Source organism: Mesorhizobium sp. J428, from assembly GCF_024699925.1.
Taxonomy (GTDB): Bacteria; Pseudomonadota; Alphaproteobacteria; order Rhizobiales; family Rhizobiaceae; genus Mesorhizobium_A.
This window is the reverse complement of the sequence record NZ_JAJOMX010000001.1, coordinates 4,221,224-4,246,394: the sequence shown is the minus strand read 5'-3', so window position 1 is coordinate 4,246,394 and position 25,171 is coordinate 4,221,224. Positions and strand designations below refer to the sequence as shown.

Sequence of the window (25,171 nt, the reverse complement as noted above, 5' to 3'; positions counted from 1 at the left end):
GCAACGAAGGAGACGACGATGAGACGGATACTTCTGGCGCTTGCCGGCTACATGATCGCCGCCTGGTGGACGAGCCGGACCGAGGCCAAAGCCAAGCGCGAGGCACAAGCCCAGCCGCCGCGCCGACCGCGCAAGGCGAGCAGGCTGCAGGGCGACGGAGGCGAACGCCGCCCGGCCTGAGCCACCCGGATACTGTCTGGAGATTCGCCTCCGGCGGCCATATGACGGCGTTTCCGGTGCGCACGGACCCAACTTCGCTCGTCGCCTATGGCTACCCCGGCACCGTCATCCGACTTGCCGGAGCGATTTTCGGAAAGGCCGCTCAGGCCTTGCGCTCCCAGCGCCGGCCGTCTGTCTGCTGCCAGTAAGTGACGGCGTGGCCCGCCGCCTTCATCCGCTTCCACTGGTCGCGCGCGAGTTCCAGCTGCGCCTGGTCGTGGCCGTCGAAGATGAAGACGCCGCGCTCGTAGCCGTCGAGCGGCGGCGGCTCGGCACCATCGACGACGAATCGCACCGACGCCGCATTGCCGTTGCCGGTCGAGACGGTGAGCAGGATCGGCTGGTCGGCGGCGCTGGGATCGCTGTCCAGCCCGTGGCCGAGAAAGCTGTCGTCGCGGAAGGTCCACAAATGCGCGTCGAGCGCGTCGCGGCGTTCGACGCTGCCCGCCTGCACCACGACCCGCCAGCCGCGCTCGAGGCTTTTCTCGAGCAGCGGCGGCAGCGCCTCTTCCAGCGTCGATTCGGTCAGGTGGTAGAACAGGACGTCGGCCATCAGCCTTCGTAGTTGTCCTTCACCAGCCGGTCCAGCAGCCGGACGCCGAAGCCGGAGCCCCAGGAGATCGAATATTCGCTGGGCGGCGCGTTCATCGCTGTGCCGGCGATATCGAGATGCGCCCAGGGCGTGTCCTTGACGAAGCGGCGGAGGAACTGCGCCGCCGTGATCGCGCCGCCGAAGCGGCCGCCGATGTTCTTCATGTCGGCATTCTTCGATTCCAGCAGCTTGTCGTATTCCGGCCCCATCGGCATGCGCCAGAGCTTCTCGGCGGTCGCCAGGCCTGCCTCGGTGAGCTGGCCCGCGAGTTCGTCGTCGTTCGAGAACAGGCCGGCGTGATACTGGCCGAGCGCCACCATGATCGCGCCAGTCAGCGTGGCGAGGTTGACCATGAACTTCGGCGCGAAGCGGTCGTTGCAGTACCCAAAGCGCGTCGCAGAGCACGAGCCGGCCTTCGGCATCGGTGTTCAGCACCTCGATCGTCTGGCCCGACATCGAGGTGACGATGTCGCCGGGGCGTTGGGCATTGCCGTCGACCGAGTTCTCGACCAGGCCGACAATGCCGACGACATTGGCCTTCGCCTTGCGCCTGGCGAGCACGTGCATGGCGCCGATGACAGCGGCGGCCCCGCCCATGTCACCCTTCATGTCCTCCATGCCGGCGGCCGGCTTCATCGAATTGCCGCCTGTGTCGAACGAGACGCCCTTGCCGATGAAGGCGACCGGCCTGTCCTTGGCCTTGCCGCCGTTCCACTGCATCACCACCAGCCGGGCGCCGCGCGGGCTGCCCTGCGCCACGCCGAGCAGAGCGCCCATGCCGAGCTTCTTCATCTCCTTCTCGGCCAGGATCTCGACCTTGACGCCGAGCGCCTCCAATTCCTTGCATTGCGCGGCCATCTCGACCGGGCCGAGCACGTTCGCCGGCTCGTTGACGAGGTCGCGGGCGAGCGTCACGCCGGAGGCGACCGCCTCGGAGCCGGCGAAGGCGGCCTTCGCCGCGGTGGCGCGGCGCGTGACGATCGTGACCTTGGTCCGCTTCGGCTGCTCGTCGCCCTCGTCCTTCTTCGTCTTGTAACGGTCGAAGCGGTAGGTGCGCAGCAGCGTGCCGAGCGCCACGTCGGCGATCGCGGATGCGTCGCCATCGAAGCCGGCCAGGTCGGCGTGGACAAACACCTTTGCCGCCTTCTTGAGGTTGGACGCGATCGCGCCACCGACCTTCAGCCAGCCGTCGGTGGTGATCGCCTTTGGATCGCCGACACCGACAAGGAGGACACGGTCGACCTCCATGCCCGCCGGCACGATGATGTCGAGCGTGGAAAGCATCTTGGCCGAGAACGCGCCAGCCTTGATCGCCTTCTCCAGGAGCGGCCCGGCATCGCCCGCCACGTCGACCGACCCGCCCTCCCCGGCCGCGGCGAGGAAGACGTGCAGGTCGGCCGCTCCCTTCGAGGAGGTGGAAAAGCCGATGTCGAGAGCGAGTGTCATGATGTCTCCGGATGCGAGTCGCGCGCAGAATAGCGGCAAAACCGCGGATCGTCTCTGCATCCGCGACGTTCGGCGCGTCGGTGCGCGCCTGCGCCGCAACATCTCTTTATTCTTTGGCGCTTCCTTCGCGCCGCCGTTATTGCTAGACGATCTCCGGGCGGCGCGATGCGCAATGCCCGGACCCGGAGCACGGACCTTTGACGCCCTTCCTCGAGGACGACTATCTCTGGCCCTGTGCCGGCCGGCGGCCAGCGATCGTCCTCATCGCGCTGATTGCCGGGACGCTGCTGTTCTTCAACGTCTTTCCCTGGATCGACATCGCCGTCTCCGAACTGTTCTTCAAGGAACGCGTCTGCGTTGCGACCGGCAAGATCTGCGGCACGTTCCCGCTGTCCTCGTCGCCGGTATTCGGACCGATCCGCCAGCTTCTGCAGGTGACGCCTGTGACGCTCGCCGTGCTTCTGCTGCTCGCGATCACCTGGCGCGTCGTGGCGCGGCGGTCGCTGGCGCATCCCTTCGACCGGGCGGGCCTCGCGGCGGTGGCATCCATGGTCATCGGCGCGGGATTGCTGGTCAACCTGGTGCTCAAGGAGCACTGGGGCCGGCCGAGGCCTTACATGACCGACCTCTTCGGCGGCCCCTACCCGTTCGTTCCGGCGGGCCATATCACCGACTATTGCGCGACCAACTGCTCCTTCGTGTCCGGCGAGGCCGCGAGTTCGTTCTGGCTGGTGGCGCTGGCGACGCTGACCCCGAGGGCCTACCGCAACTGGGCGCTTGCCGCCGCCTTCACGGTCGCGACCGGAACTTCGCTGCTGCGCGTCGCCTTCGGCGGACACTATCTGTCCGACGTCATCCTCGGTGCGCTGCTTTCGCTGCTGATCTTCACGCTGCTGGCCACCGGGATTCGGATGCTCGCACAGCAAAAAGCGCATCGCTCAGCAGGGCAGATAGGCAGTTAACAAGCTGATATAATTTCCTTTTCTGGTCAACGGTTAACAGTTTACGCGAAGTTAACCGCGTTTTTTCGCCCATTTTTAGCCAATCTGGCGTTTCATCCCCATATCGGATGCGTATGCTCCCCAACATCAGCGCGCGCGCTGTCAACAACCACGCCCCAGGCGCAAGGACGGCCCGCTCAAGACGATGAACCTGATCGAGCGCTACATATTCCGTCGCGCGGCCCGGCTGACGTTCATCACGCTGGCGGCTACGACCGTCGTCGTGATGATCACGCAGGTTCTGATCTATGTGAACGTGCTGACCGATTCTGGGCAGGCGATCAGCACCTTCCTGCACCTGGCGGTCATGCTCGTGCCGGCGATGGCAGTGGTCGTCGCTCCCTTCGCACTGCTGATCGGCGCCTCGCAGACCCTGTCGGCGATGAACGCCGATTCCGAGCTCGCGGTGATCGAGGGCGCCGGCGGGTCGCACAAGCTCACCGCGAAGCCGATCCTCATTCTCGGCATGATCCTGACGCTCGCGACACTCGGCATCGCGCTGTTCGTCGAACCATGGACGAACCGACAGATCCGCACGATCGTCAGCGAGGCAGGTGCAGACCTCGTCCGGCTCGCCGTACAGTCCGGGTCTTTCAAGCGGCTGGACGACGGGCTCTACATTCAGATCGCCGAACAGCATCCCGGCGGCGCCTTCGGCGGCATCTTCATCGCGGACGCCCGCGACGACAAGACGGAGCTGATCTACTACGCCAAGCGCGGCGTGATCCTGCCGCAGGGCGAGCGCGAACTGCTGGTGATGAGCGAGGGCGAGATCCAGCGACGCACGGTCGCCACGGGAGACGTGTCGATCATCCAGTTTGCCTCCTATGCGATCGACTTCTCGCAGTTCAGCTCTGCCGACAGCACGCCCGCGCTGCGCCCCAAGGACCAGCCGATCTCATTCCTTCTCAATCCGGATCCGAACGACTTCTTCGCCAAGCAACGGCCGGAGCAGCTTCGGTCCGAACTCCACCGGCGCCTGTCGGAATGGCTCTTTCCCGTGGCGTTCGGCCTGATCGCGACCTATTTCGCCGGCGGCGCGCGCTCAAACCGGCAGGAGAGGCTGTGGAGCCTGGCGGCCGCGGCGACCCTTGCGCTCTGCATGCGCGGCCTCGGCTTCTTCTTCATGAACGCCTCGGGCAACAGCCATACCATGATGGTGCTGACCTATGCGCTGCCGCTCGGGACCATCGCGATCTTCTTGATCCTGCTTGCTTCGGGACGCCAGCTCAGGATACCGGCCTGGCTGGACAGACGGGGCAGCGCGCTGCTGGCGTGGAGCGAGCGGCAGAGGCTGGCGCTGCAGTTGCGGATGGCGGGCTACCGCCAGCGGGCGGGGGGCGGCGCATGATCGGCCGCACGCTCTTCACCTATTTCTTCCGCCGCTATCTCGTGATCGTGGCGCAGTTCTTCATCGGCGTCGTCGTCATCTCCTTCCTGGTCGACTTCACCGAATTCTCGCGCCGCGCCGGCTCGCTGCCCGAATATTCGATGGGCGCCGGCATGATGGTCTCGGCCCTGCGCATCCCGATGATCATCCAGACGGCGATCCCGTTCATCATCCTGTTCGCGGCGATGGCGACGCTGATGTCGCTCAACCGCAAATACGAGCTGGTGATCGCGCGCTCGGCCGGGATTTCGGCCTGGCAGTTCCTCGCGCCGCTCTGCCTGGCGAGCTTCCTCATCGGGGCGGTCACCATCACCGCGCTCAACAGCCTGTCGGCCGCCGCGCTATCCTATTCCGAGGAGATCGAGGCCTCGTTCAGCGGCAGGGCGCGCAGCGCGCCCGGAGGGCTCGGCCTGCCCTGGCTGCGCCAGCGGACCGAGGAGGGCGTCACGATCATCGGCGCGAAGAAGTCGGCGCAGCGCGGAAGATTTCTTGCACAAGCCACCTTCATCCGCTTCGACAAGGACGGCTCGATCGTCGACAGGATCGACGCCAAACGCGCTGCACTGACCACCGGCGCCTGGGTGTTGACCGGCGTTCAGCGCATCGATGCAAATGGCAGGCGCATTGAACGGCCGCGCATGGCGATCAAGACCGATCTGAAGCCGGATTTCGTCGAGGAGCAGTTCGCGAGGCCGGAAACGATCCCGCTTTTCGAGCTCGACGCCAAGATCGATTCGGCGCGGTCTTTCGGCCTGAGCGCGAACCCGTTTGCCATGCAATATCATTCACTTCTGGCGATGCCGTTCCTGCTGGTCGCGATGACACTGATCGCGGCCACGGTGTCGATGCGCTTCGCCCGGCTCGGCCAGTCCGCGCCTATGATTCTGGGTGGCGTCGCGGCCGGCTTTCTGCTTTATGTTGCGTCGGTTCTCGTGAAGGCATTCGGCAGTTCGGGATTCGTTCTGCCTGTGGTCGCTGCGTGGTTTCCAGTTGTCGTCGCGGGATTTTTCGGCGTGACGTTCCTGCTGCATAAGGAGGACGGCTAGTGGGGGTGAAGAGGGGTAGCGGGAGCATTCTGGCCCGCGCGGCGCGCCTGTCCGGCGCGACGGCGATAGCCTGTGTGCTTTCGCTCGCCGTCATTCCTGCAAATTTGGCGTTGTCGCAGACCGCCGAGAGCCTCGTTCCGCAGCCCAGCGGCAATGAGCAGATGCTGCTGGAAGCCGACACGCTGATCTACGACAACGACCAGCAGCGCGTGACGGCGGCCGGATCGGTGCAGATCGAGTACAGCGGCAACCGAATCGTGGCGCAGCGTGTGACCTACGACCGCAAGACCGGTCGCGTCATCGCCAGCGGCAATGTCGAGCTGGTCGACCGGCAGGGAACCAAGATCTATTCCGACGAGGTCGACATCACGGAGGACTTCCGCGACGGCTTCGTCAATGCGCTCAGGGTGGAGACGGCGGACAAGACCTATTTCGCCGCGGAGAGTGCGGAGCGCCGCAATGGCATCCTCACCACCTTTAACAACGGCGTCTATACCGCCTGCGAACCGTGCGAGGAAAAACCCAACAAGCCGCCGATCTGGCGGGTGAAGGCGCAGCGGATCATCTGGAACGGCGAGGCCAAGACGGTGCGTTTCGAGCGCGCCAAGTTCGAGCTGTTCGGCCTTCCGATCGCCTATGTTCCCTATTTCACGATCCCGGACCCGACGGTGAAGCGTAAGAGCGGCTTCCTGATCCCCGGCATCGGTTATGAGAGCGAGCTCGGCGCCAGCCTGACCGTTCCCTACTACCTCGCGCTGTCGCCGACCTACGACGCCCTCTTCAAGGGCACCTATTACGGCCGTCAGGGTTTCCTGGGCGACGTCCAGTGGCGGCAGCAGTTCAACAACGGCCAGTACGAAGTCCGCATCGCGGGCATCCACCAGCAGAGCCCGGACGCATTTCGTCTTTATGACCGTTTGGGCCGCCCGATAGAAAATGTCGATAGCTCCGCCACCAACCGTGGAATGATCGGCACAAAGGGTCAATTCAAAATCAATCCGCGCTGGACCTTCGGCTGGGACGTCATGGTGCAGTCGGACAAGAATTTCAGCCGCACCTATGAGATCGAAGGCTACGACAAGATCGTGCGGCGCAACGAAGCCTACCTCACGGGCCTGAACGACCGGAACTATTTCGACCTGCGTCTGATGAAGTTCGACGTGCAGGAAACGCATCTCGACAATCTCTCTACGGGAGCCGAGAATCCTTCAGCGCGCGATCCGAAGCAGCCTTGGGTGCTGCCGTCGCTCGACTACACCAAGACGGTCGAGAACGTCGCCGGCGGCCAAATACGTTTCGACATGAACATGACCGGAATTTCGCGCAGTCGTCAGGACATCGCAGTGGCCGACGGTCGCAACGACCCGCCAGGGGTCTCTGTTGGAGATGTCTACCGAGTCAGCGGCATCGAAGGCGAAACCGGCCGCGTCACCGCGGAAGCCGAGTGGAAGCGCGAGATCGTCACCGGGAACGGCTTCATTGTCACGCCGCTGCTGCATGTGCGCGGCGACGGCATCTATTCCAATCCGAGCGCGGCCTCGGTCGCCGCCGTCAACGCGATGGCGGGCGACCTGAACGGCCTCGCCTATAGCCACGATCCCGCGCTGGCCTATTCCGGCGTCGAGGCGGACATCCGCTCCTCCTACTTCCGTCCGATGGCGACCGCCGGCCTGGAATTCCGCTGGCCGTGGCTGTTCGCCGGCGCCAATTCGAGCCACGTCTTCGAACCGATGGCGCAGATTTTCGTGCGCCCGAACGAGGCCTACGGCCGCACGCTCGATATTCCGAACGAAGACGCGCAGAGCTTCGTGTTCGATGCCGCGACGCTGTTCGAACGCGACAAGTTCTCCGGCTACGACCGTGTCGAGGGCGGAACGCGGGCCAATCTCGGCGTCCGCTACACCGGCTCGTTCTGGAGCGGCTGGGGTGCCACCGGCATCTTCGGTCAGTCCTACCACCTCGCCGGCGACAACTCGTTCGCGTCGCCCGACCTCGTCAATGTCGGCGCCTATTCCGGCCTGGAGACGGACTCGTCCGATTTCGTCGCGCTGTTCGGCGTGACCAGCCCGACGGGATTCTCGGTGTCCGCCAGCGGACGCTTCGACGAGCAGACCTTCGAGACACGCCGTGCGGAGCTCAAGACGGGCTTCACGGTTGGCCGGCTGACCACCTCGACGCGATTTGCCTATATCCAGAAGCAGCCGCTCTACGGCTTCACCGAGGACCGGCAGGAACTTACCGTTTCCGGCAAGTTCGACTTCAACGAGAACTGGTCGGCCTTCGCCTCCGGGACGCATGATTTCGTGCAGAGCAGGCTGGTGCGCAACTCGATCGGCTTCCAGTACGACGACGAGTGCTTCACCTATTCGATGACGTTCACGCAGGTTCGACCGACGGATCAGAAAGAGTCCCTTTCGGTCGGCTTCAATATCGCCTTCCGGACGATCGGCGATTTCGGATCGAGCAGCAACGCGCTCGACCAGTAACGGGCGGCCGTGCCACGGTTTGGCCGCAGTAATCCGGCATTTTACGCGAGTATCCTAAGGAAAACCGCGAAGTTCGGGACGGAGTGATGAATCCAGCTATGAAGCGCGCCAGATTCGCGACTGTCGCAGTCGTTCTTGCCGCATTGAGCGGAGCTGCCGTGTTTTCGGCCTCGCCCGCCGTTGCGAGCGAGATCAAATATATCGTCAACAACACCGCCGTCACCAGCTACGACATCCAGCGTCGGGTCGCCCTGAACAAGCTGTTCCGCCAGAAGGGCGGCGCCGATAAGGCCGCGCAGGACATGGTCGAGCAGGCGTTGAAGTCCGACGAGATGGCGCGCCGGAACATCCGCATCTCCAAGCAGGCGGTGGACGAGAGCTACAACCGGTTCGCGACGTCGAACAAGCTGAAGCCGGCGCAGCTCGACCAGATTCTCGGCCAGGCCGGGGTCGGCCGCGAGCACATGAAGGAATTCATCCGTATCCAGATGGGCTGGAGCCAGCTGCTCGGCTCGCGCTACCGCTCGACCGAAATGATGACAGAGCAGCAGATGGTGCGCAAAGTGTTCGAGCTGGGCGGCAAGAAGCCGTCGGCGACGGAATACATGCTCCAGAAGATAACCTTCGTCGTGCCGCAGAAGGAGCGCGGTGCGATCCTCGGCAAGCGCAAGCGCGAGGCCGACGCAATGCGCCAGCGCTTCAACGGCTGCGAGACGACGCGCCAGTTCGCCAAGGGGCTGATCGACGTCAGCATTCAGGACATCCCGCGCATCCTCGAGCCGGAACTGCCGCCGGACTGGGCGACCCAGATCAAGGCCGCGAAGCCGGGAACCGCCACGCCGGTGCGCGAGACGCCGGCCGGCGTCGAGTTCATCGGCATCTGCTCGTCGCGCGAGGTGAACGACGACCGCGCCGCACAGATGATGCTGCAGACCGACGGCAAGCTCGACGAGAAGGCCGAGGAACTCAGCAAGAAATACGTCGACGAGCTGCGCAAGACCGCGCGCATCGTTCAGCGATAAGGCGTCCGCCTCCATGCTGGCAGTGAGCATCGGCGATCCGTCCGGGATCGGGCCGGATATCATCATTGCCGCATGGCTGCTGCGCCGCGACGCGCATATCCCCCCCTTCGCACTGCTGGCCGACCCGGACCACCTCGCGGCCCGCGCCAGGCGACTCGGCATCCAGATACCGATCGCGAAAACGAAGATCGGGACGGCCGGATCGCTGTTCGACGAGGCCCTGCCCGTCCTTCCGCTCGAGAGCCGCTTCATCGACACGCCCGGCGCGTCGACCGTCGGCAACGCCGCCGGCATCATCGAGGCGATCGACCGGGCGACCGGATATGTGCTCGACGGCGAGGCAGACGCGGTGGTGACGCTGCCGATCGCCAAGAAGACGCTTTACGAGGCTGGCTTCCAACATCCCGGCCACACGGAATATCTGGCCTATCTCGCCAGCGAGGCGACTGGCCGGGATGAGACGGCGGTGATGATGCTGGCGGGACCGGACCTGCGAACCGTTCCGGTCACCATCCATATCCCGATCGCCGACGTTCCCGCCGCGCTCACCGCGCAAGGAATCCTGACGAATGCGCGCATCGTCCATCGCGACCTGCGCGACCGGTTCGGCATCGCTAGGCCGCGACTGGCCGTGCTGGGACTCAACCCGCATGCAGGCGAAGGCGGAACGATCGGCACCGAGGACGAGGAGATCATCCTGCCGGCGGTCGAGCAATTGCGGCACGAGGGCATCGACGCATTCGGCCCCGCACCCGCCGACACGATGTTCCATCCGCGCGCCCGCGCCGGCTATGACGCGGCGCTGTGCATGTATCACGACCAGGCGCTGATCCCGGCCAAGATGCTTGCCTTCGACGAGGCGGTGAACGTTACGCTCGGCCTGCCCTTCATCCGCACCTCGCCCGACCACGGAACCGCCTTCGACATTGCCGGGACGGGTACGGCGCGGCCCGACAGCCTGATTGCGGCGCTGAAGCTCGCGCGCATGCTCGCCGACAACCAGGCGCGCACCATATGAGCGCCATCGACGGCCTGCCGCCGCTGCGAGAGGTGATCGAGCGGCATGGGCTGGCGGCGAAGAAGTCGCTCGGCCAGAACTTCCTGCTCGACCTCAACCTGACCGGCAAGGTGGCCCGCGCGGCGGGCGACCTGTCAGGCGCGACGGTCATCGAGATCGGGCCCGGGCCCGGCGGGCTGACGCGGGCGCTGCTGATGCACAAGGCGGCAAAGGTGATCGCCATCGAGCGCGACGAGCGCTGCCTGCCGGCGCTGGCCGAGATCGCCGACGCCTATCCCGGGCGGCTGGAGGTCATTTCCGGTGATGCGCTCGACATCGACTATGCCGGCCTCGTCGAAGGCGTGGACGACGTGCGCATCGTCGCCAACCTGCCCTACAACATCGGCACGGAGCTGCTGGTGAAATGGCTGACAGTTGTCGCCTGGCCGCCCTTCTATCGATCGCTGACGCTGATGTTCCAGAAGGAAGTGGCGGAGCGCGTCGTGGCCAAGGCCGGCGACGACGCCTATGGCCGGCTCGGCGTGCTGGCCGGCTGGCGGGCGGATTCGCGGATCGCCTTCGACATCTCACCGCAGGCCTTCTGGCCGCCGCCCAAGGTCACTTCGTCGGTGGTTCATCTGGTGCCGAAGCAAGCGCCCCTGCCCGCGGAACTGCGCAAGCTCGAGCGGGTCACGCAGGCCGCGTTCGGCCAACGGCGCAAGATGCTGCGGCAGAGCCTGAAGGCGGTCGGCGGCGAGGCGCTGCTGGCCGAGGCCCGCATCGACGGGACGCGGCGGGCGGAGACGCTGAGCGTGGAGGAATTCGTCAGGCTGGCGAACGCACTCGGATAGCCGGTTCAGCCGGCCTTCTCGTCCAGCAGCTTCGTCACGAAGTCGAACAGGCCCGGCCGGCGGTCGCGGCGCAGGCGCTCGGCCGTGACGATCGACCTGACCTCCGAATAGGCGCGGTTGAGATCGTCGTTGACGACGACGTAGTCGTAGGCGCGCCAGTGCTCGATCTCGACGCGGGCATTGGCCAGGCGCTTCTCGATCACCGCGTCGGTGTCTTCGGCGCGCCGGCGCAGCCGCGTCTTCAGCTCGCCCATCGAGGGCGGCAGGATGAAGATCGAGACGATGTCGGCGCGCATCTTCTCATCCAGCTGCTCCGCCCCCTGCCAGTCGATGTCGAACAGCATGTCGCGGCCATCGGCCATGGCGGCCTCGGCCGGCTCGCGCGGTGTGCCGTAGCAATTGCCGTGCACCTCGGCCCATTCGAGCAGCGCGTCGGTGTCGCGCAGCCGGTCGAAATCCCGCTGCGAGATGAAGTGGTAATGCACGCCGTCTATCTCGCTGGGCCGGCGCGGGCGGGTGGTGACGCTGACCGACAGTTCCAACCCCGGATCGTTCTCCAGAAGATTGCGCGCGATCGTCGACTTGCCCGCCCCCGAAGGGGAAGACAGGACGAGCATCAGGCCGCGACGCCTGATGCCGGATGAGGCTCTCTCGCCGGTCATGTCCTACTCCAGATTCTGGACCTGCTCGCGGAACTGGTCGACGACCGCCTTCAGTTCAAGGCCGATCGCCGTCACCGACGCGGCGTTCGATTTAGAGCAAAGCGTGTTCGATTCGCGATTGAATTCCTGCGCCAGGAAATCGAGCTTGCGGCCTGCGGCCGTGCCCGAATCCAGCAGTGCGCGGCCGGAGGCGACATGCGTCTTCAGCCGGTCGATCTCCTCGCGTATGTCGGCCTTGGTCGCGAGGAACGCGGCCTCGGTGTGCAGGCGCTGCTCGTCGAGCGAGGGAGCGGCGTCGATCAGCAGCCTGACCTGCTGGGCAATGCGCTCGCGGATCGCAGCCGGCTCGCGCGAACCATCGGCCTCGGCGCGCAGCGTCAGCTGCTCGATCGTGTCGAGATGGCCGAGCAGAAGCTGCCTGAGTGCTACGCCTTCATGTTCGCGCGCAGCGACGAGCCCGTCGAGGGCGCGGTCGAGCACCGACAGGATCTCCGCATCGGTCCGCGCCGTCTCCTCCTCGGACACCGCGGCCTCGGGGATCTCGAGCACGCCGCGGAGCGCCAGCAGACCGTCGGCCGTGGGCGGCGCACAGCCGAACTGGCTTTCCAGGCGCTTGGCGAGCGAGGCGACGTCCTTGAGGAACTCCTCGTTGACAACCGGCTGTGCCGTAATGCCGACGCGCGTCAGGGTGAGCGTGGCCTGGACATTGCCGCGCGAGAACCGCTTCTGCGCAGCCTGACGAGCCGGCATTTCGAGCCGGTCGAAGCCGGGCGGCAGGCGCAGGCGCACGTCGAGCCCCTTGCCGTTCACCGAGCGCGCCTCCCAGGCGATCGTGGTGCCGGCGAGGCTTGCGCCCGCCCGCGCGAAGCCGGTCATGCTCTGAAGCGCCATGTGGTCCCCCAACGTCATCGATGCCGCCGGCCGGCGGCCGCCGTCACTGGCTCGTGCCGGTCGAGCCGGTCGTTCCGACCGCACCCGCCTTGGCAGCCTCGGCGGCAGCCTTGGCGGCCTCCTCGGCCTGCTTCTTCTCGACCTGCCGCCAGCGGGCGACGTTCTCGTTGTGCTCGTCCAGCGTCGCGGCGAAGACGTGGCCGCCCGTGCCATCCGCCACGAAGTAGAGGTCGTCCGTCTTGGAGGGGTTGGCCACGGCTTCCAGCGCCGCGCGGCCCGGATTGGCGATCGGTCCCGGCGGCAGGCCGTTGATGGCGTAGGTGTTGTAGGGCGTCGGCTTGTCGATGTCGGAGCGCGTGATCGGCTTGTCCGCCGGTTTGCCCTTGCCGCCGTAGATGCCGTAGACGATCGTCGGATCGGACTGCAGCCGCATGCCCTTGTTGAGGCGGTTGATGAAGACCGCCGCCACGCGCGAGCGCTCGTCGGCGATGCCCGTCTCCTTCTCGACGATCGAGGCCAGCGTGACGAACTCGTTGATGTCCTTCAGCGGCAGGTCGGGGGCGCGGCGGGCCCAGATGCTTTCGACCAGCTCCTTCTGCTCCTCGATCATCTTGGCGATGACTTCCTTGCGCGTGGTGCCGCGGGTGACGCGCTGGGTGTCGGCGATCAGCGCCCCTTCTGGCGGCATCTCGTCCGGCATTTCGCCGGTCAGCGCCTCGTTGGTCGCGATCCGCGAGAAGGCCTGCTCGACCGTCAGCCCTTCCGGCAGGGTCAGCGAGTAGAGCAGCGACTTGCCGCTCTTCAGGAGTTCCATGATGTCGCGCATGGAGGCGCCGGCCTTCACCTCGTATTCGCCGGCCTTGAGCGCCGAATCATTGCCGTAGGCGCGCACACCGAGGCGGAAGATGTTGGCGTCGCTGATCAGCCTGTTGCGCTCCAGCAGAAGGGCGATGTCGTTGACGCCGGTGTTTGGCTTGATGAGGACAGTGTCGTTTTTGGTCGACGGGCCGGGTCCCTCGAAGACGTATTTGCCGTACCAGACCGCGGCGCCGGCGCCGATTGTGACCAGGACGATCGCCGACATGACGAAGTTCATGAAGATGACGAACTGGCTGCGCGCCCGGCGCGAGCGCCGCGGTGGCGGGGTGCCGGGCGTCGGGCGCAGCGCCTCGCTCGCAGACTTTGGGACGATCGGGTTCGGAGCATCGGGGCGAGTGCCGAAGCTGCCGGTATCCGATGGGTTTGTGCTCATCGTTCCGCGCTCTTGGTCAGGTGCAACAGGGCCTCGACACTAATGTCGAATATGGCGAAATTGACGCAACAAGCAGGTCGCCGGCCGGACCTTGGGAGCAGTCCGGCTCAACCCGCATAACGCTGGAATATCAGCGATGCGTTGGTTCCGCCGAAGCCGAAGGAGTTCGACAGGACGGTGTTGATCTCGCGCTTGCGCGGCGTGTTCGGAACGAGGTCGATCGGCGTCTCGGCGGACGGATTGTCCAGGTTGATCGTCGCAGGCGCGACGTTGTCGCGAATCGCCAGGATCGAGAAGATCGCCTCGGCCGAACCGGCCGCGCCGAGAAGGTGGCCGATCGACGACTTCGTCGACGACATCGACACCCGCGAGGCGGCATTGCCGAGCAGGCGCTCGACCGCGCCGAGCTCGATCGTGTCGGCCATCGTGGAGGTGCCGTGAGCATTGATGTAGTCGATGTCGGCGGCGGAAATCTTCGCGCGCTTCAGCGCAGCGCTCATCGAGCGGAACGCGCCGTCGCCGTCCTCCGCCGGGGCGGTGATGTGGTAGGCGTCGCCCGACATGCCGTAGCCGGTCCATTCGGCGTAGATCTTGGCGCCGCGCGCCTTGGCATGCTCCAGTTCCTCGAGCACGACGATGCCGGCGCCCTCGCCCATGACGAAGCCGTCACGGTCGCGGTCGTAGGGACGCGAGGCCTTCTCGGGCGTGTCGTTCCATCCGGTCGACAGCGCACGGCAGGCGGAGAAGCCGGCGATCGAAAGGCGGGTGATCGGCGATTCGGTGCCGCCCGCGACCATGACGTCGGCGTCGCCGAGCATGACGAGGCGCGCGGCGTCGCCGATCGCATGCGCGCCCGTCGAGCAGGCGGTGACCACGGCATGGTTCGGCCCCTTGAGCTTGTGGCGGATCGAGACCTGGCCGGAGACGAGGTTGATGATGTTGCCGGGAATGAAGAACGGCGTGACGCGGCGCGGGCCGCGCTGCTCCAGCACCAGCGTCTGCTCGGAGATTCCCTCGATGCCGCCGATGCCGCAGCCGATCATAACGCCGGTGGCGTTCTGGTCTTCCGCCGTCTGCGGCGACCAGCCGGCATCCTTCAGCGCCTCGTCGGCGGCGGCGATGCCATAGATGATGAAATCGCCGATCTTGCGCTGTTCCTTGGGCTCGAGGAACTGATCGGGATTGAAGGTATTGTCGCTGCCGTCGCCGCGGGGAATGCTGCAGGCGATCTTGCAGGGCAGGTCCGAGACGTCGAACTTGTCGATCGTGCGGGCCGCACTCTTGCCGGAGAGAAGCTGTTGCCAGCCATGTTCGACGCCGACCCCATAGGGTGACAGCAGACCCATGCCGGTAACGACGACGCGCCTCATTCAGGTCTCTCTTGTCTCAAGGAATCTGATGCGGCCCGAAAGGGCGCGCCGAAGCGCGCCCGAGCCGAACTCAGGCCGAGGCCTTTTCGATATACTTCACAGCGTCGCCGACCGTGAGGATGGTCTCGGCCGCGTCGTCCGGGATCTCGACGCCGAACTCTTCCTCGAACGCCATGACCAGTTCGACCGTATCCAGGCTGTCAGCGCCCAGATCGTCGATGAAGCTCGCGCCTTCGGTGACCTTCTCGGCATCGACGCCGAGATGCTCGACGACGATCTTCTTCACGCGTTCTGCGGTGTCGCTCATTGGGGCATCCCTCGTATTCACGTTTGTTTGAACCTCGTTAGCGACCGGATTGCCGCTAATCAAGCTGAAAAGACTTACCGTCCACCACGGAGCCCGAGGCCTCCGGAGACGGCACCTGCAGCGTCGAAACATGCTTCGCCGATGGGGTCGAGCGCGGAATTACACGAAAAAACCACCGCGTCCAAGGCGAAAAGCGGCATTTCCAACGTGCTCAAATCATCGCCATGCCGCCATTGACGTGCAGCGTCTGGCCGGTGACGTAGGCGGCTTCCGAAGAGGCGAGATAGAGCACGGCGGCCGCGATGTCGGCTCCAACGCCCATGCGCTTCACCGGTACGGAGCCGAGGATCGCCTCTTTCTGCTTCTCGTTGAGCTTCTCGGTCATCGCGGATTCGATGAAGCCGGGCGCGACGCAATTCACCGTGATGTTGCGGCTGGCGATCTCCTGCGCCAGCGACTTGGTGAAGCCAATCATGCCCGCCTTCGAGGCGCAATAGTTGGCCTGGCCGGGATTGCCGGTGACGCCGACGACGGAGGTGATGTTGACGATACGGCCATAGCGGCGGCGCATCATCGGATGCGTGAGTTCGCGCGTCAGCCGGAAGACCGAGCCGAGATTGACCTCGAGCACCTTGTCCCAGTCGTCATCCGACATGCGCACGAACAGCCCGTCGCGGGTGATGCCGGCATTGTTGACGAGGATGTCGACGCCGCCGAGCTCAGCCTCTGCCTTCTGGCCGAGCTGCTTCACCTCTTCGCGGTTGCCGAGGTCGGCCGGGAAGAGCTTGACCCGGTCGCCGAGATCGGCCGCCAGCGCCTCCAGCTTTTCCTGGCGCGTCCCGTGGATGCCCACGGTCGCGCCCTGCGCATGCAGCGCACGGGCGATCGCCTCGCCGAGGCCGCCGGTTGCGCCGGTCACCAGCGCCTTGCGCCCGGACAGATCGAACATGGGGTAACTCCCATCGGTTGGCCATCCGGCAGACGCCGGAGGTTGAATGCCTAAGCGAGCTGCGCGACGGCCGCCTCGATATCGGCGGGCGTGCCGACATTGGCGGTCGCGATGTCACGGTTGATGCGACGGGCGAGGCCCGAAAGCACCTTGCCGGAGCCGATCTCGTACAGCGTGGAAATATTGTTGGCGGCGAACCACTCGACCGTTTCGCGCCAGCGGACGCGGCCGGTGACCTGCTCCACGAGGCGGCGCGCGATCTCTTCGGCATCGGTCAGCGGCTGGACGACGACGTTGGAGATCACCGGCACGACCGGCGGGTTTTTCGCGACCTTGGCAAGCGCCTCGCGCATGGCGTCAGCGGCCGGCGCCATCAGGGCGGAATGGAAGGGAGCGGAGACAGAGAGCATCAGCGCCCGCTTGGCGCCCTTCTCGGTGCACAGTTTCGCCGCCTGCTCGACGGCGGCCTTGGCACCGGAGATGACGAGCTGGCCGCCGCCATTGTCGTTGGCGATCTGACAGACCGAGCCCTTGCCGGCCTCGGCGCAGGCCGCCTCGACGTCGACGGGCTCCAGCCCGATGATCGCCGCCATAGCCCCCTCTCCCACCGGAACCGCCGCCTGCATGGCATTGCCACGGATGCGCAGCAGCCTGGCCGTGTCGGAGAGCGACAGCATGCCGGCAGCGCAGAGCGCGGAATATTCGCCGAGCGAATGGCCGGCGACATAGGCGACGTGATCAAGCACGGTGACGCCGCGGGCTTCGAGAACACGGATCGCGGCCATCGAGACGGCCATCAGCGCCGGCTGCGCGTTGGCCGTCAGCGTCAGCGTTTCCTCCGGCCCTTCCCACATAAGAGAAGAGAGCTTCTCGCCCAGCGCGTCGTCGACCTCGCGGAAGACCTCGCGCGCCTCGGGAAACGCGTCGGCCAGATCCTTGCCCATTCCGACGGCCTGGCTGCCCTGGCCCGGAAATGTGAACGCGATCGACATGGATTTCTCCGGTTTCGTCTCGACGCCCGTGTGGCGCAGCGCGGTGCGCGGAGTCAAGCCCGGCGCTGCCGCGCATCCGCAGCCGAAAATGACGCGTTGCAACAATTCTTTATTGCGCCGGCTGTGGAACGCCTTCCTTTTGTGACAGTTGCATGACAACCGCAAGGTGTCGTTTGGCGCCACAGTCGGGCCGAGGATAGCGAATTGTCTGAGTATGCATCTGCCGATGGGACGGTTCTCGCGTCCGAACACCGCCGCCGGGGCCATCTCTCGCGCCGCGCCGCGCACTGCCTCGGAACCGCCCGCAACGTCGCCACCACCGTACTGATCGCCACGCTGCTGACGCTGGCGGTCGAATCAGTGGCGCGCGGATCGATCGGGGAAGCTTTTCTCTTCTTCTTCGAACCCTACCGTCCGGCCTGGGCGACGGTGGCATTGTTCACCCTGCTGCTGCTCGCACTGGACGCCCTGCTCGGCCGGCTTCATATGGGCGTGCTGGTGCTGGCACCGGTGGTGCTCGGCCTGGCGGCGACCGGTCTGCAGAAGTCCTATTATCTTGGCGACCCGCTTTATCCGACCGATTTCCTCTACAGCCGGCAGATCCTCGAACTCCTGCCGCTGCTCGTGCGCGAACGTATCGGAACGGCGATCCTGATGGCGCTGGGGCTCCTCGCCCTCGCAGCCCTCGTGCCGGTCGCCTGGATCGGATGGCGCCGGCGCGGCCGGACGATCCTGATGTCGGCCCGGATCGTGCGCCTCGCGGTCGCCGTGCCGCTGGTGGCGCTCTACGCATCGATCCTCGACTACTCCACCTTCTCCTGGACCCGCGATCGGCTGCGCATCAGCCCGATGATGTGGGACCAGAAGGCCAACTACCAGCACAACGGCTTCACGCTCGCCTTCGCGCTCAACGTGCCAATGGCGAAGGTCGCAGCGCCCAAGGGCTATTCGGAGGAGGCCATCCAGAAGATCGGCATGCCGGAACTGCAGCCGATCTCGATGCCGCGGGAACGCCCCGACATCATCATGGTGATGAGCGAATCGTTCTGGGACCCGACCCGCCTGCCCGGCGTAACGCTGACGCCCGATCCGCTCGCCTTCACCCGCGAGCACCTGTCCGGCCATACCTTCTCGCCGGAGTTCGGCGGCATGACCGCCAATGTGGAATTCGAGGCGCTGACGGGTTTTTCGAACGCCTTTCTGCCTTATGGCAGCATCCCGTACCCAGCAATATGTGCGCAACAGCGCGCCGACGCTCGCCTCGTTCCTCGCCAGCGAGGGCTATGAAACGCAGGCGATGCACCCGTTCGAAGGGTGGTTCTGGAACCGCGCCCAGGTCTACAAGGCGTTCGGCTTCGAGGATTTCCGCTCGGTCGAGAACCTGCCCGCGATGGAGAAGCGCGGCACGCTGGTCTCCGACGCGGCTCTCGTCGACCAGATCATCGCGCGTGCCGATCAGGCGGCCGATCCGCTGTTCCTGTTCGCGGTGACGCTGCAGAGCCACGGTCCATACGAGCCGGGACGCTATCCGGAGGAGTCCATTCGCGTCTCGGGCGGCAAGGACGACTGGACCCGCGGTTCCATCGCCACCTTCTCCGAAGGCATGCACGATGCGGACAAGTCGTTCCGCCGGCTGATCGAGTGGGCTGAACAGCGCGACCGCCCGACCGTGATCGCCTATTTCGGCGACCATCTGCCGCCGCTCGGGCCTGCCTATGTGAACACCGGCTTCCTGAAAGACAATGTCGCTCCGCGGAACGGTTCTGCGGACGAGATGAAGCGGGTGCGCGAGACGCCGCTGGTCGTCTGGTCGAACCGCAAGGGCGTGGCCAAGGATATCGGGACGGTGAGCCCCTCCTTCATGCCGCTGCTGGTGCTGCGGCAGGCAGGCATTGAGCATCCCTACTACACCGGCGTGCTCGGCGAACTGCACGAGCGCTACAGCGTGGTCGACCGGCACATCCTGATCGACCCGCAGGGCAAGGACGTGCGCGACTGGTCGCGCAGCGAGAGGATCGAACCGCTGATCTCGGACATGCGCCTGCTGCAGTACGACGTGCTGTTTGGCGACAGGTTCGGCGCCAAGCGCTTCTTCCCGAAGCGTTCGCCGGTCGGACCGCTCATCGCAGGGCCCTACGGCTTGCCATTCACCCGAAACCCTGTATAAGCGCGCGCAATCTGCCGGTCCCAGCTGGGGGCTGAACGGAGGGCCGGAGGCTTGACGCCTCCGTCGTGAAGGAAAAGTCCTTCCGCCTCCCGTGTCTCCGCTCTCGACCGTCTCGTCATGCTCCTTTCTTCCCCAAACGGCGATCGCCCTGAGGGTCAAAGAGAAGTTGCAGAGGCTTTTGCCGCCGGGACCGACAGGGAAACGAAGAAAGGCAAAGAACGAATGGCACTTTACGAGCACGTGTTCCTTGCCCGGCAGGACCTCTCGCCGCAGCAGGTCGATGCACTTGTCGAACAGTACAAGGGCGTCATCTCCGCGGGTGGTGGTTCGGTGGGCCGGGTCGAGAACTGGGGACTGAAGTCCCTTACCTACCGCGTCAACAAGAACCGCAAGGCGTATTACACGCTGATGGACATCACCGCGCCGGCAGCCGCCGTCAAGGAGATGGAGCGTCAGATGGGCCTGTCGGAAGACGTCCTCCGCTTCATGACCATCAAGGTCGACAAGCACGAGGAAGGCCAGTCCGCGATGCTGCAGAAGCGCGACCGCGACGACCGCGGTGATCGTGGCGACCGTCCGTCCCGCTTCGGCGACCGCGAACGCGGCGACCGTCCGCCGCGCAGCTTCGGCGGCGACCGTGATGGTGGTGACCGTGGTCCGCGCCGTCCGCGCGACAACTTCGAAGGAGCAGCAGAATAATGGCCGAGACCGTTTCCGCCCCGCAGCGGCGCCCCTTCCACCGCCGTCGCAAGACCTGCCCGTTCTCGGGCGCCAATGCGCCGCGCATCGACTATAAGGACGTGCGTCTCCTGCAGCGCTACATTTCCGAGCGCGGCAAGATCGTTCCGTCCCGCATCACGGCCGTCAGCCAGAAGAAGCAGCGCGAACTCGCCCAGGCGATCAAGCGTGCCCGCTTCCTCGCGCTCCTGCCGTACGTAGTGCGCTGATCTCGAAGCGGGCGGTTCTTCCGCCCGCCTCCCCCTCCCGTGACGGGCACGGCAGGGCGCGATCCCAAATCCCGGGTTGGGCGATGCCCTAACTGCCAACCGGCAGGACAGCGACACGGACGCCCATGCGTCCCACTTGCTCCCTGCCTTTCAGATTCTGAATCAACCGCTTGCGGTTCTGAAAGGACAAGACCATGGAAGTCATTCTCCTCGAACGCATTTCCCGCCTCGGCCAGATGGGCGAGACCGTCAAGGTCAAGGACGGATTTGCCCGCAATTTCCTCCTGCCGCAGGGCAAGGCGCTGCGCGCCAACGAGGCCAACAAGAAGAAGTTCGAAGGCCAGCGCGCCCAGCTCGAAGCCCGCAACCTCGAGCGCAAGTCCGAAGCCCAGAAGATCGCCGACCAGCTCGACGGCAAGTCGTTCGTGGCCGTGCGCTCCGCCGGCGAGACCGGCCAGCTCTACGGTTCGGTCTCGACCCGCGACATCGCCGACCTGCTGACCGCCGAGGGCTTCACCGTCTCGCGCAACCAGGTCGAGCTCAACCAGCCGATCAAGGAGATCGGCCTGCGCAACGTCGCGATCGCGCTCCACCCGGAGGTCGAGGTCACGATCACGCTCAACATCGCCCGCTCCGCCGACGAGGCCGAACGCCAGGCCAAGGGCGAAACGCTGACGACCGCCGAGGCGATCTACGGCGACGACATCAACGAGAACGCCCGTCCGGACGCCTTCTTCGATCCGAACGCGGAAGAAGACGAAGAAGCCTGATCCGACACGATCGGCTGAGCATGAGAGGCCCGGGCGGCAACGCCTGGGCCTTATCGTTCCAGCGACTGGAACAATTGCCGAATTTGCAAGCCCCGCTATATTAAGCCTACCTTAGTATCGGGAATTGCATGATGAACAGACTCCTGCAGAGTGTGGTCAGCGGGCTGGTCCGGACGGGGAACCTCACCGTCACGGGGCCCAAGGGAAAATCGGTTCATTTCGGGGATGGCAGCGGCCAGCATGTGCATGTGGTGATCCACACGCGCCACGCCGAAATCGCCATGGCGCTGGACCCGACGCTGGCGCTGCCCGAAGCCTATATGGACGGCGAGATCGACATCGTCGAGGGCGACGTCTTCGAACTGGTGCGCATCGCGTTCCAGAACATGGGACCAGCCGGCGTCGAGGCGGTGTGGGCGCGCGCGATCGAGGGCATCCGCTACGGCCTGCGCCGCGTGCACCAACTGAACAATGCCGCGCGATCCCGCGCCAACGTCCACAGCCACTACGATCTGTCCGGCGAGCTCTACCGGCTCTTCCTCGACACGGACATGCAGTATTCCTGCGCTTATTACGAGCGGCCCGACATGACGCTCGAGGAGGCACAGGAGGCCAAGAAGCGGCATCTCGCGGCCAAGCTGCGGATGAGCCCGCAGCTGAGCGTGCTCGACATCGGCTCGGGCTGGGGCGGGCTCGGCCTCTATCTCGCCCGGCATTTCGACGCGAGCGTGCTGGGCGTGACGCTGTCCACCGAACAGCACGCCGTCGCCACCCAGCGCGCCCAGTCCGAACACCTCGAGAACCACGTCCATTTCGAGCTGCGCGACTATCGCGACCTGCAGGAGCGGTTCGACCGCATCGTGTCGGTCGGCATGTTCGAGCATGTCGGCGTGAACCACTTCCAGACCTACTTCGACAAGGCGGCCTCGCTGCTGAAGCCGGACGGCGTGATGCTGATGCACACGATCGGGCGCAGCGGCCGGCCGGTGGCGACGAACGCGTTTATCCGCAAATACATCTTCCCCGGCGGCTACATCCCCGCACTGTCGGAGATACTGCCGGCGATCGAGCGGTCGGGGCTCGCGGTGACGGATGTCGAAGTGCTGCGGTTGCACTATGCCGAGACGCTCAAGGCCTGGCGCGAGCGTTTCCTCGCCAACCGCGACAAAGCCAAGGCGCTCTATGACGAGCGCTTCTGCCGGATGTGGGAGTTCTACCTCGCGGCGTCCGAAGCCTCGTTCCGGTGGCAGGACCTCGTGGTGTTCCAGATCCAGCTGACGAAATCGAACGCGGTGCTGCCGATCACGCGCGACTACATTGCCGAGGCGGAAGACGAACTGCGCGGCGAAGACCGCGACGAGCCATCGCCCAGGCGGCGCAACCGGCAGCGCGAAGACGGCTGATCAGCCGCCGAAGAAGCCGGCCAGGCCCTGCCCGGCTGCAAAGGCGAGCCAGGCGAGCACGCCGAAATAGATGAGCGTGGCGACGATCATCGCGTAGCCGGCGAGCACGACGAGGCCGTCGCGTTGCGACATGCCGACCGCGAGCAGCAGGATCGCGAAGGCCGGCAGCGTGTTGGAGAATGGCACAAGGCCGAGCGGCGCCATCAGGAGCACGCCGGCGAAGATCAAAGCGAGACCGTTGATGCGGCTCGCGATGCCGCTGCCGGTGATCCCCTGCGCGCGCGGACGGATGTAGGTCTCGACCTTGGCGACGACTTCGGCGCCGCGCCGCAGGATGCCGGAGAGTTTTACGGCATCCATCTCCTTGTCCATGATCCTGTCCGGCAGCCACGGCATCCGGTTCGTGGTGATGCCGATCGAGACCAGAATGATCGCCGCGCCGAAGACCGTGCTCACGCCGGGAATCGAGACTGGGATCAGGAAGGGGATCGTCAGCAGCGCGCAGAGGAAGAGAAGCCCGTGCTCGCCGACGAGGGCCAGCAGCTTGCGCAGAGTGATGGTCGACCCCTCGATGGAATCGATCGCCCGCGTCAGCGCCTGGTAGAGCGATTCCCTGGTGTCGGCGAATTCGATGCTCAAGGCTGGCTCCTTCAACTGATGCCGCCAAGCTGTCCGACCCGGCTTGCGATCAGGTTAAGGCATGGAGATTGCGCCGGATTTTTGGACTCCATCGTGCCGGTTTCAGCCATATTCCTGTTTTGTTCCGGAGACGGAGGCGCTATCTTGAGTGCTTGATTCGCGTCAACAGGAAATCCGCCCACTTTCGCGACGCCTGTGAATCGTGGGCAGTTCCGAAGGAAAGTCGCCCCGGCGAGCGCGTCGTGCTGTTAGCTCAATCCCGAGGAAGTGACGGGACATCATGGCTGAAGCACTGCGCAAGAACGCCCCCGCGGAGACGCCGCTCTACCGCGAGGCGCCGAATAATATCGAGGCCGAGCAGGCGCTGCTGGGCGCGATCCTGGTTAACAACGACGCCTATTACCGCGTCTCCGACTTCCTGAAGCCGTCGCATTTCTACGAGCCGCTGCACCGCAAGATCTTCGAGGTGGCCGGCGAGCTGATCCGGATGGGCAAGATGGCCAGCCCGGTGACGATCAAGACCTTCCTTCCCACCGACGGCAAGATCGGCGACCTGACCGTGCCCGCACTATCTCGCGCGCATCGCGGCCGAGGCGGTGACGGTCATCAACGCGGCGGACTACGGCCGGGCGATCTACGACCTGGCGACGCGGCGCGCGCTGATCACGGTCGGCGAGGACATGGTCAACATCGCCTATGACGCGCCCGTCGACATGTCGCCGTCGGAACAGATCGAGGATGCCGAGCGGCGCCTGTTCGAGCTCGCCGAGACCGGGCGCTACGACGGCGGCTTCGAGAGCTTCGGCGATGCGGTGCGCACGGCGATCGACATGGCGGCGGCGGCCTATCAGCGCGACGGACACCTGTCCGGCATCGCGACCGGCCTGCGCGACCTCGACAACCGCATGGGCGGCCTGCAGGCCTCCGACCTGATCGTCCTCGCAGGGCGTCCCGGCATGGGCAAGACGTCGCTGGCGACCAACATCGCGTTCAACATCGCCGAGGCCTATGTGCCGGCGCAGCAGGCCGACGGCTCGTTCAAGGCGGCGAACGGCGGAGTCATCGGTTTCTTCTCGCTCGAAATGTCGTCCGAGCAGCTCGCCACCCGCATCATCTCCGAGCAGGCGGAAGTCCCCTCCTCCAAGATCCGGCGCGGCGACCTGACGGAAGCGGACTTCGAAAAGCTGGTCGCCTGCACGCAGACCCTGCAGAAGATCCCGCTCTATATCGACCAGACAGGCGGCATATCGATCGCGCAGCTCGCCGCGCGCGCCCGGCGACTGAAGCGGCAGCGCGGCCTCGACGTCATCGTGATCGACTATATCCAGCTGATGCAGGGCTCGAGCGCCAAGGCATCACAGAATCGCGTGCAGGAGATCACCGAAATCACCACGGGCCTCAAGGCGCTGGCCAAGGAGCTCGGCGTGCCGATCATCGCGCTCTCGCAGCTTTCCCGCCAGGTGGAAAGCCGCGATGACAAGCGCCCGCAGCTTTCGGACCTGCGCGAATCCGGCTCCATCGAGCAGGACGCGGACGTGGTCATTTTCGTGTATCGCGAGGAATACTACCTCAAGAACAAGGAGCCGAAGTTCGGCACCGAGGACTATGTGAAGTGGGAGAATGAGATGAACGAGGCGCGCGGCAAGGCCGAGGTCATCATCGCCAAGCAGCGCCACGGACCGACGGGCACCGTGTCGCTCGCCTTCCACGGCGAGTTCACCCGCTTCTCGGACCTGGCCGAAGAGCATCACCTGCCCGAGCGGTTCGAGTAG

At 65.4% G+C, this 25,171-nt stretch carries 21 protein-coding genes and 4 pseudogenes; 15 read left to right on the top strand and 10 right to left on the bottom strand.

Annotated features, from left to right (window positions below):
* Nucleotides 1-18 precede the first annotated feature (18 nt).
* Nucleotides 19-180 carry a hypothetical protein gene (locus tag LRS09_RS21310; protein WP_257808908.1) on the top strand — a complete coding sequence of 54 codons (162 nt, stop codon included), beginning with the start codon at nucleotides 19-21 and terminating at the stop codon, nucleotides 178-180.
* A 142-nt stretch (nucleotides 181-322) separates the two neighbouring features.
* Here LRS09_RS21310 and LRS09_RS21305 read toward each other — a convergent pair.
* Together LRS09_RS21305 and LRS09_RS21300 are read right to left on the bottom strand one after the other, a co-directional pair.
* Nucleotides 323-760, bottom strand: a pseudogene (locus tag LRS09_RS21305) (DNA polymerase III subunit chi); the annotation flags it as partial.
* Between the two features lie 11 nt (nucleotides 761-771).
* Nucleotides 772-2,257 (bottom strand): annotated as a pseudogene (locus LRS09_RS21300) (leucyl aminopeptidase).
* A 197-nt stretch (nucleotides 2,258-2,454) separates the two neighbouring features.
* Between LRS09_RS21300 and LRS09_RS21295 the strand changes: the two are divergent.
* The 7 genes from LRS09_RS21295 to rsmA all read left to right on the top strand — a co-directional run bounded on the left by LRS09_RS21295 (nucleotide 2,455) and on the right by rsmA (nucleotide 11,050).
* A complete protein-coding gene (locus LRS09_RS21295; protein ID WP_257808906.1) occupies nucleotides 2,455-3,219 on the top strand; it encodes a phosphatase PAP2 family protein in 765 nt (254 codons plus the stop codon).
* 184 nt (nucleotides 3,220-3,403) lie between these two features.
* The gene (lptF, locus tag LRS09_RS21290) at nucleotides 3,404-4,609 is read left to right on the top strand and encodes an LPS export ABC transporter permease LptF (RefSeq protein ID WP_257808905.1); all 1,206 of its coding nucleotides are present in this window, start codon (nucleotides 3,404-3,406) and stop codon (nucleotides 4,607-4,609) included.
* Nucleotides 4,606-5,694, top strand: a complete 1,089-nt coding sequence (gene lptG, locus LRS09_RS21285) for an LPS export ABC transporter permease LptG (protein WP_257808904.1) — start codon at nucleotides 4,606-4,608, stop codon at nucleotides 5,692-5,694. The genes lptF and lptG overlap by 4 nt, the downstream gene beginning before the upstream one ends.
* Before the next feature lie 161 nt (nucleotides 5,695-5,855).
* Nucleotides 5,856-8,180, top strand: coding sequence for an LPS-assembly protein LptD (locus LRS09_RS21280; protein WP_257810281.1), 2,325 nt, complete (start codon nucleotides 5,856-5,858; stop codon nucleotides 8,178-8,180).
* A gap of 86 nt (nucleotides 8,181-8,266) precedes the next feature.
* On the top strand, nucleotides 8,267-9,202 hold the full coding sequence (locus tag LRS09_RS21275; RefSeq protein ID WP_257808903.1) for a peptidylprolyl isomerase: 936 nt from the start codon (nucleotides 8,267-8,269) through the stop codon (nucleotides 9,200-9,202).
* A gap of 13 nt (nucleotides 9,203-9,215) precedes the next feature.
* Nucleotides 9,216-10,220 (top strand): 4-hydroxythreonine-4-phosphate dehydrogenase PdxA, encoded by a 1,005-nt coding sequence (gene pdxA / locus LRS09_RS21270; protein WP_257808902.1) that lies wholly within the window; start codon nucleotides 9,216-9,218, stop codon nucleotides 10,218-10,220.
* On the top strand, nucleotides 10,217-11,050 hold the full coding sequence (gene rsmA / locus LRS09_RS21265; RefSeq protein ID WP_257808901.1) for a 16S rRNA (adenine(1518)-N(6)/adenine(1519)-N(6))-dimethyltransferase RsmA: 834 nt from the start codon (nucleotides 10,217-10,219) through the stop codon (nucleotides 11,048-11,050). The genes pdxA and rsmA overlap by 4 nt, the downstream gene beginning before the upstream one ends.
* Nucleotides 11,051-11,055: 5 nt before the next feature.
* On the opposite strand, the gene gmk is transcribed toward rsmA, so the two are convergent.
* From gmk to fabD, 7 genes are all read right to left on the bottom strand, one after another.
* On the bottom strand, nucleotides 11,056-11,712 hold the full coding sequence (gene gmk / locus LRS09_RS21260) for a guanylate kinase (protein ID WP_257808900.1): 657 nt from the start codon (nucleotides 11,710-11,712) through the stop codon (nucleotides 11,056-11,058).
* Nucleotides 11,713-11,715: 3 nt separating this feature from the next.
* Complete coding sequence (locus LRS09_RS21255; RefSeq protein ID WP_257808899.1) at nucleotides 11,716-12,603, bottom strand: YicC/YloC family endoribonuclease; 888 nt, start codon at nucleotides 12,601-12,603, stop codon at nucleotides 11,716-11,718.
* A gap of 43 nt (nucleotides 12,604-12,646) precedes the next feature.
* Nucleotides 12,647-13,855, bottom strand: coding sequence for an endolytic transglycosylase MltG (mltG, locus tag LRS09_RS21250; RefSeq protein ID WP_257808898.1), 1,209 nt, complete (start codon nucleotides 13,853-13,855; stop codon nucleotides 12,647-12,649).
* 107 nt (nucleotides 13,856-13,962) lie between these two features.
* A complete protein-coding gene (fabF, locus tag LRS09_RS21245; RefSeq protein WP_257808896.1) occupies nucleotides 13,963-15,225 on the bottom strand; it encodes a beta-ketoacyl-ACP synthase II in 1,263 nt (420 codons plus the stop codon).
* Between the two features lie 70 nt (nucleotides 15,226-15,295).
* Entirely contained in the window at nucleotides 15,296-15,532 is a 237-nt protein-coding gene (locus LRS09_RS21240) for an acyl carrier protein (RefSeq protein WP_085464877.1), read from the bottom strand.
* Nucleotides 15,533-15,743: 211 nt separating this feature from the next.
* On the bottom strand, nucleotides 15,744-16,481 hold the full coding sequence (gene fabG, locus LRS09_RS21235; protein ID WP_257808895.1) for a 3-oxoacyl-[acyl-carrier-protein] reductase: 738 nt from the start codon (nucleotides 16,479-16,481) through the stop codon (nucleotides 15,744-15,746).
* A 50-nt stretch (nucleotides 16,482-16,531) separates the two neighbouring features.
* Nucleotides 16,532-17,473 carry an ACP S-malonyltransferase gene (fabD, locus tag LRS09_RS21230; RefSeq protein ID WP_257808892.1) on the bottom strand — a complete coding sequence of 314 codons (942 nt, stop codon included), beginning with the start codon at nucleotides 17,471-17,473 and terminating at the stop codon, nucleotides 16,532-16,534.
* Between fabD and LRS09_RS21225 the strand changes: the two genes are divergently transcribed.
* The 6 genes and pseudogenes from LRS09_RS21225 to LRS09_RS21195 all read left to right on the top strand — a co-directional run bounded on the left by LRS09_RS21225 (nucleotide 17,457) and on the right by LRS09_RS21195 (nucleotide 22,760).
* The gene (locus tag LRS09_RS21225) at nucleotides 17,457-17,618 is read left to right on the top strand and encodes a hypothetical protein (protein WP_257808891.1); all 162 of its coding nucleotides are present in this window, start codon (nucleotides 17,457-17,459) and stop codon (nucleotides 17,616-17,618) included. The two genes, fabD and LRS09_RS21225, sit on opposite strands and share 17 nt — an antisense overlap.
* Before the next feature lie 59 nt (nucleotides 17,619-17,677).
* Nucleotides 17,678-19,640, top strand: a pseudogene (locus LRS09_RS30405) (LTA synthase family protein).
* A gap of 222 nt (nucleotides 19,641-19,862) precedes the next feature.
* Entirely contained in the window at nucleotides 19,863-20,339 is a 477-nt protein-coding gene (rpsF, locus tag LRS09_RS21210) for a 30S ribosomal protein S6 (protein ID WP_257808886.1), read from the top strand.
* Nucleotides 20,339-20,587 carry a 30S ribosomal protein S18 gene (gene rpsR / locus LRS09_RS21205; protein ID WP_085467663.1) on the top strand — a complete coding sequence of 83 codons (249 nt, stop codon included), beginning with the start codon at nucleotides 20,339-20,341 and terminating at the stop codon, nucleotides 20,585-20,587. The genes rpsF and rpsR overlap by 1 nt, the downstream gene beginning before the upstream one ends.
* Nucleotides 20,588-20,781: 194 nt before the next feature.
* Nucleotides 20,782-21,357: a 50S ribosomal protein L9 gene (rplI, locus tag LRS09_RS21200; RefSeq protein WP_257808885.1), complete on the top strand. Its 576-nt coding sequence runs from the start codon at nucleotides 20,782-20,784 to the stop codon at nucleotides 21,355-21,357.
* Between the two features lie 131 nt (nucleotides 21,358-21,488).
* Nucleotides 21,489-22,760, top strand: a complete 1,272-nt coding sequence (locus LRS09_RS21195; protein WP_257808884.1) for a cyclopropane-fatty-acyl-phospholipid synthase family protein — start codon at nucleotides 21,489-21,491, stop codon at nucleotides 22,758-22,760.
* Here the strand turns inward: LRS09_RS21195 and LRS09_RS21190 are convergent, their stop codons facing one another.
* Entirely contained in the window at nucleotides 22,761-23,399 is a 639-nt protein-coding gene (locus LRS09_RS21190) for an exopolysaccharide biosynthesis protein (protein WP_257808883.1), read from the bottom strand.
* Between the two features lie 280 nt (nucleotides 23,400-23,679).
* On the opposite strand from LRS09_RS21190, the pseudogene LRS09_RS21185 reads away from it, so the two are divergent.
* A pseudogene (locus LRS09_RS21185) lies at nucleotides 23,680-25,171 on the top strand (replicative DNA helicase).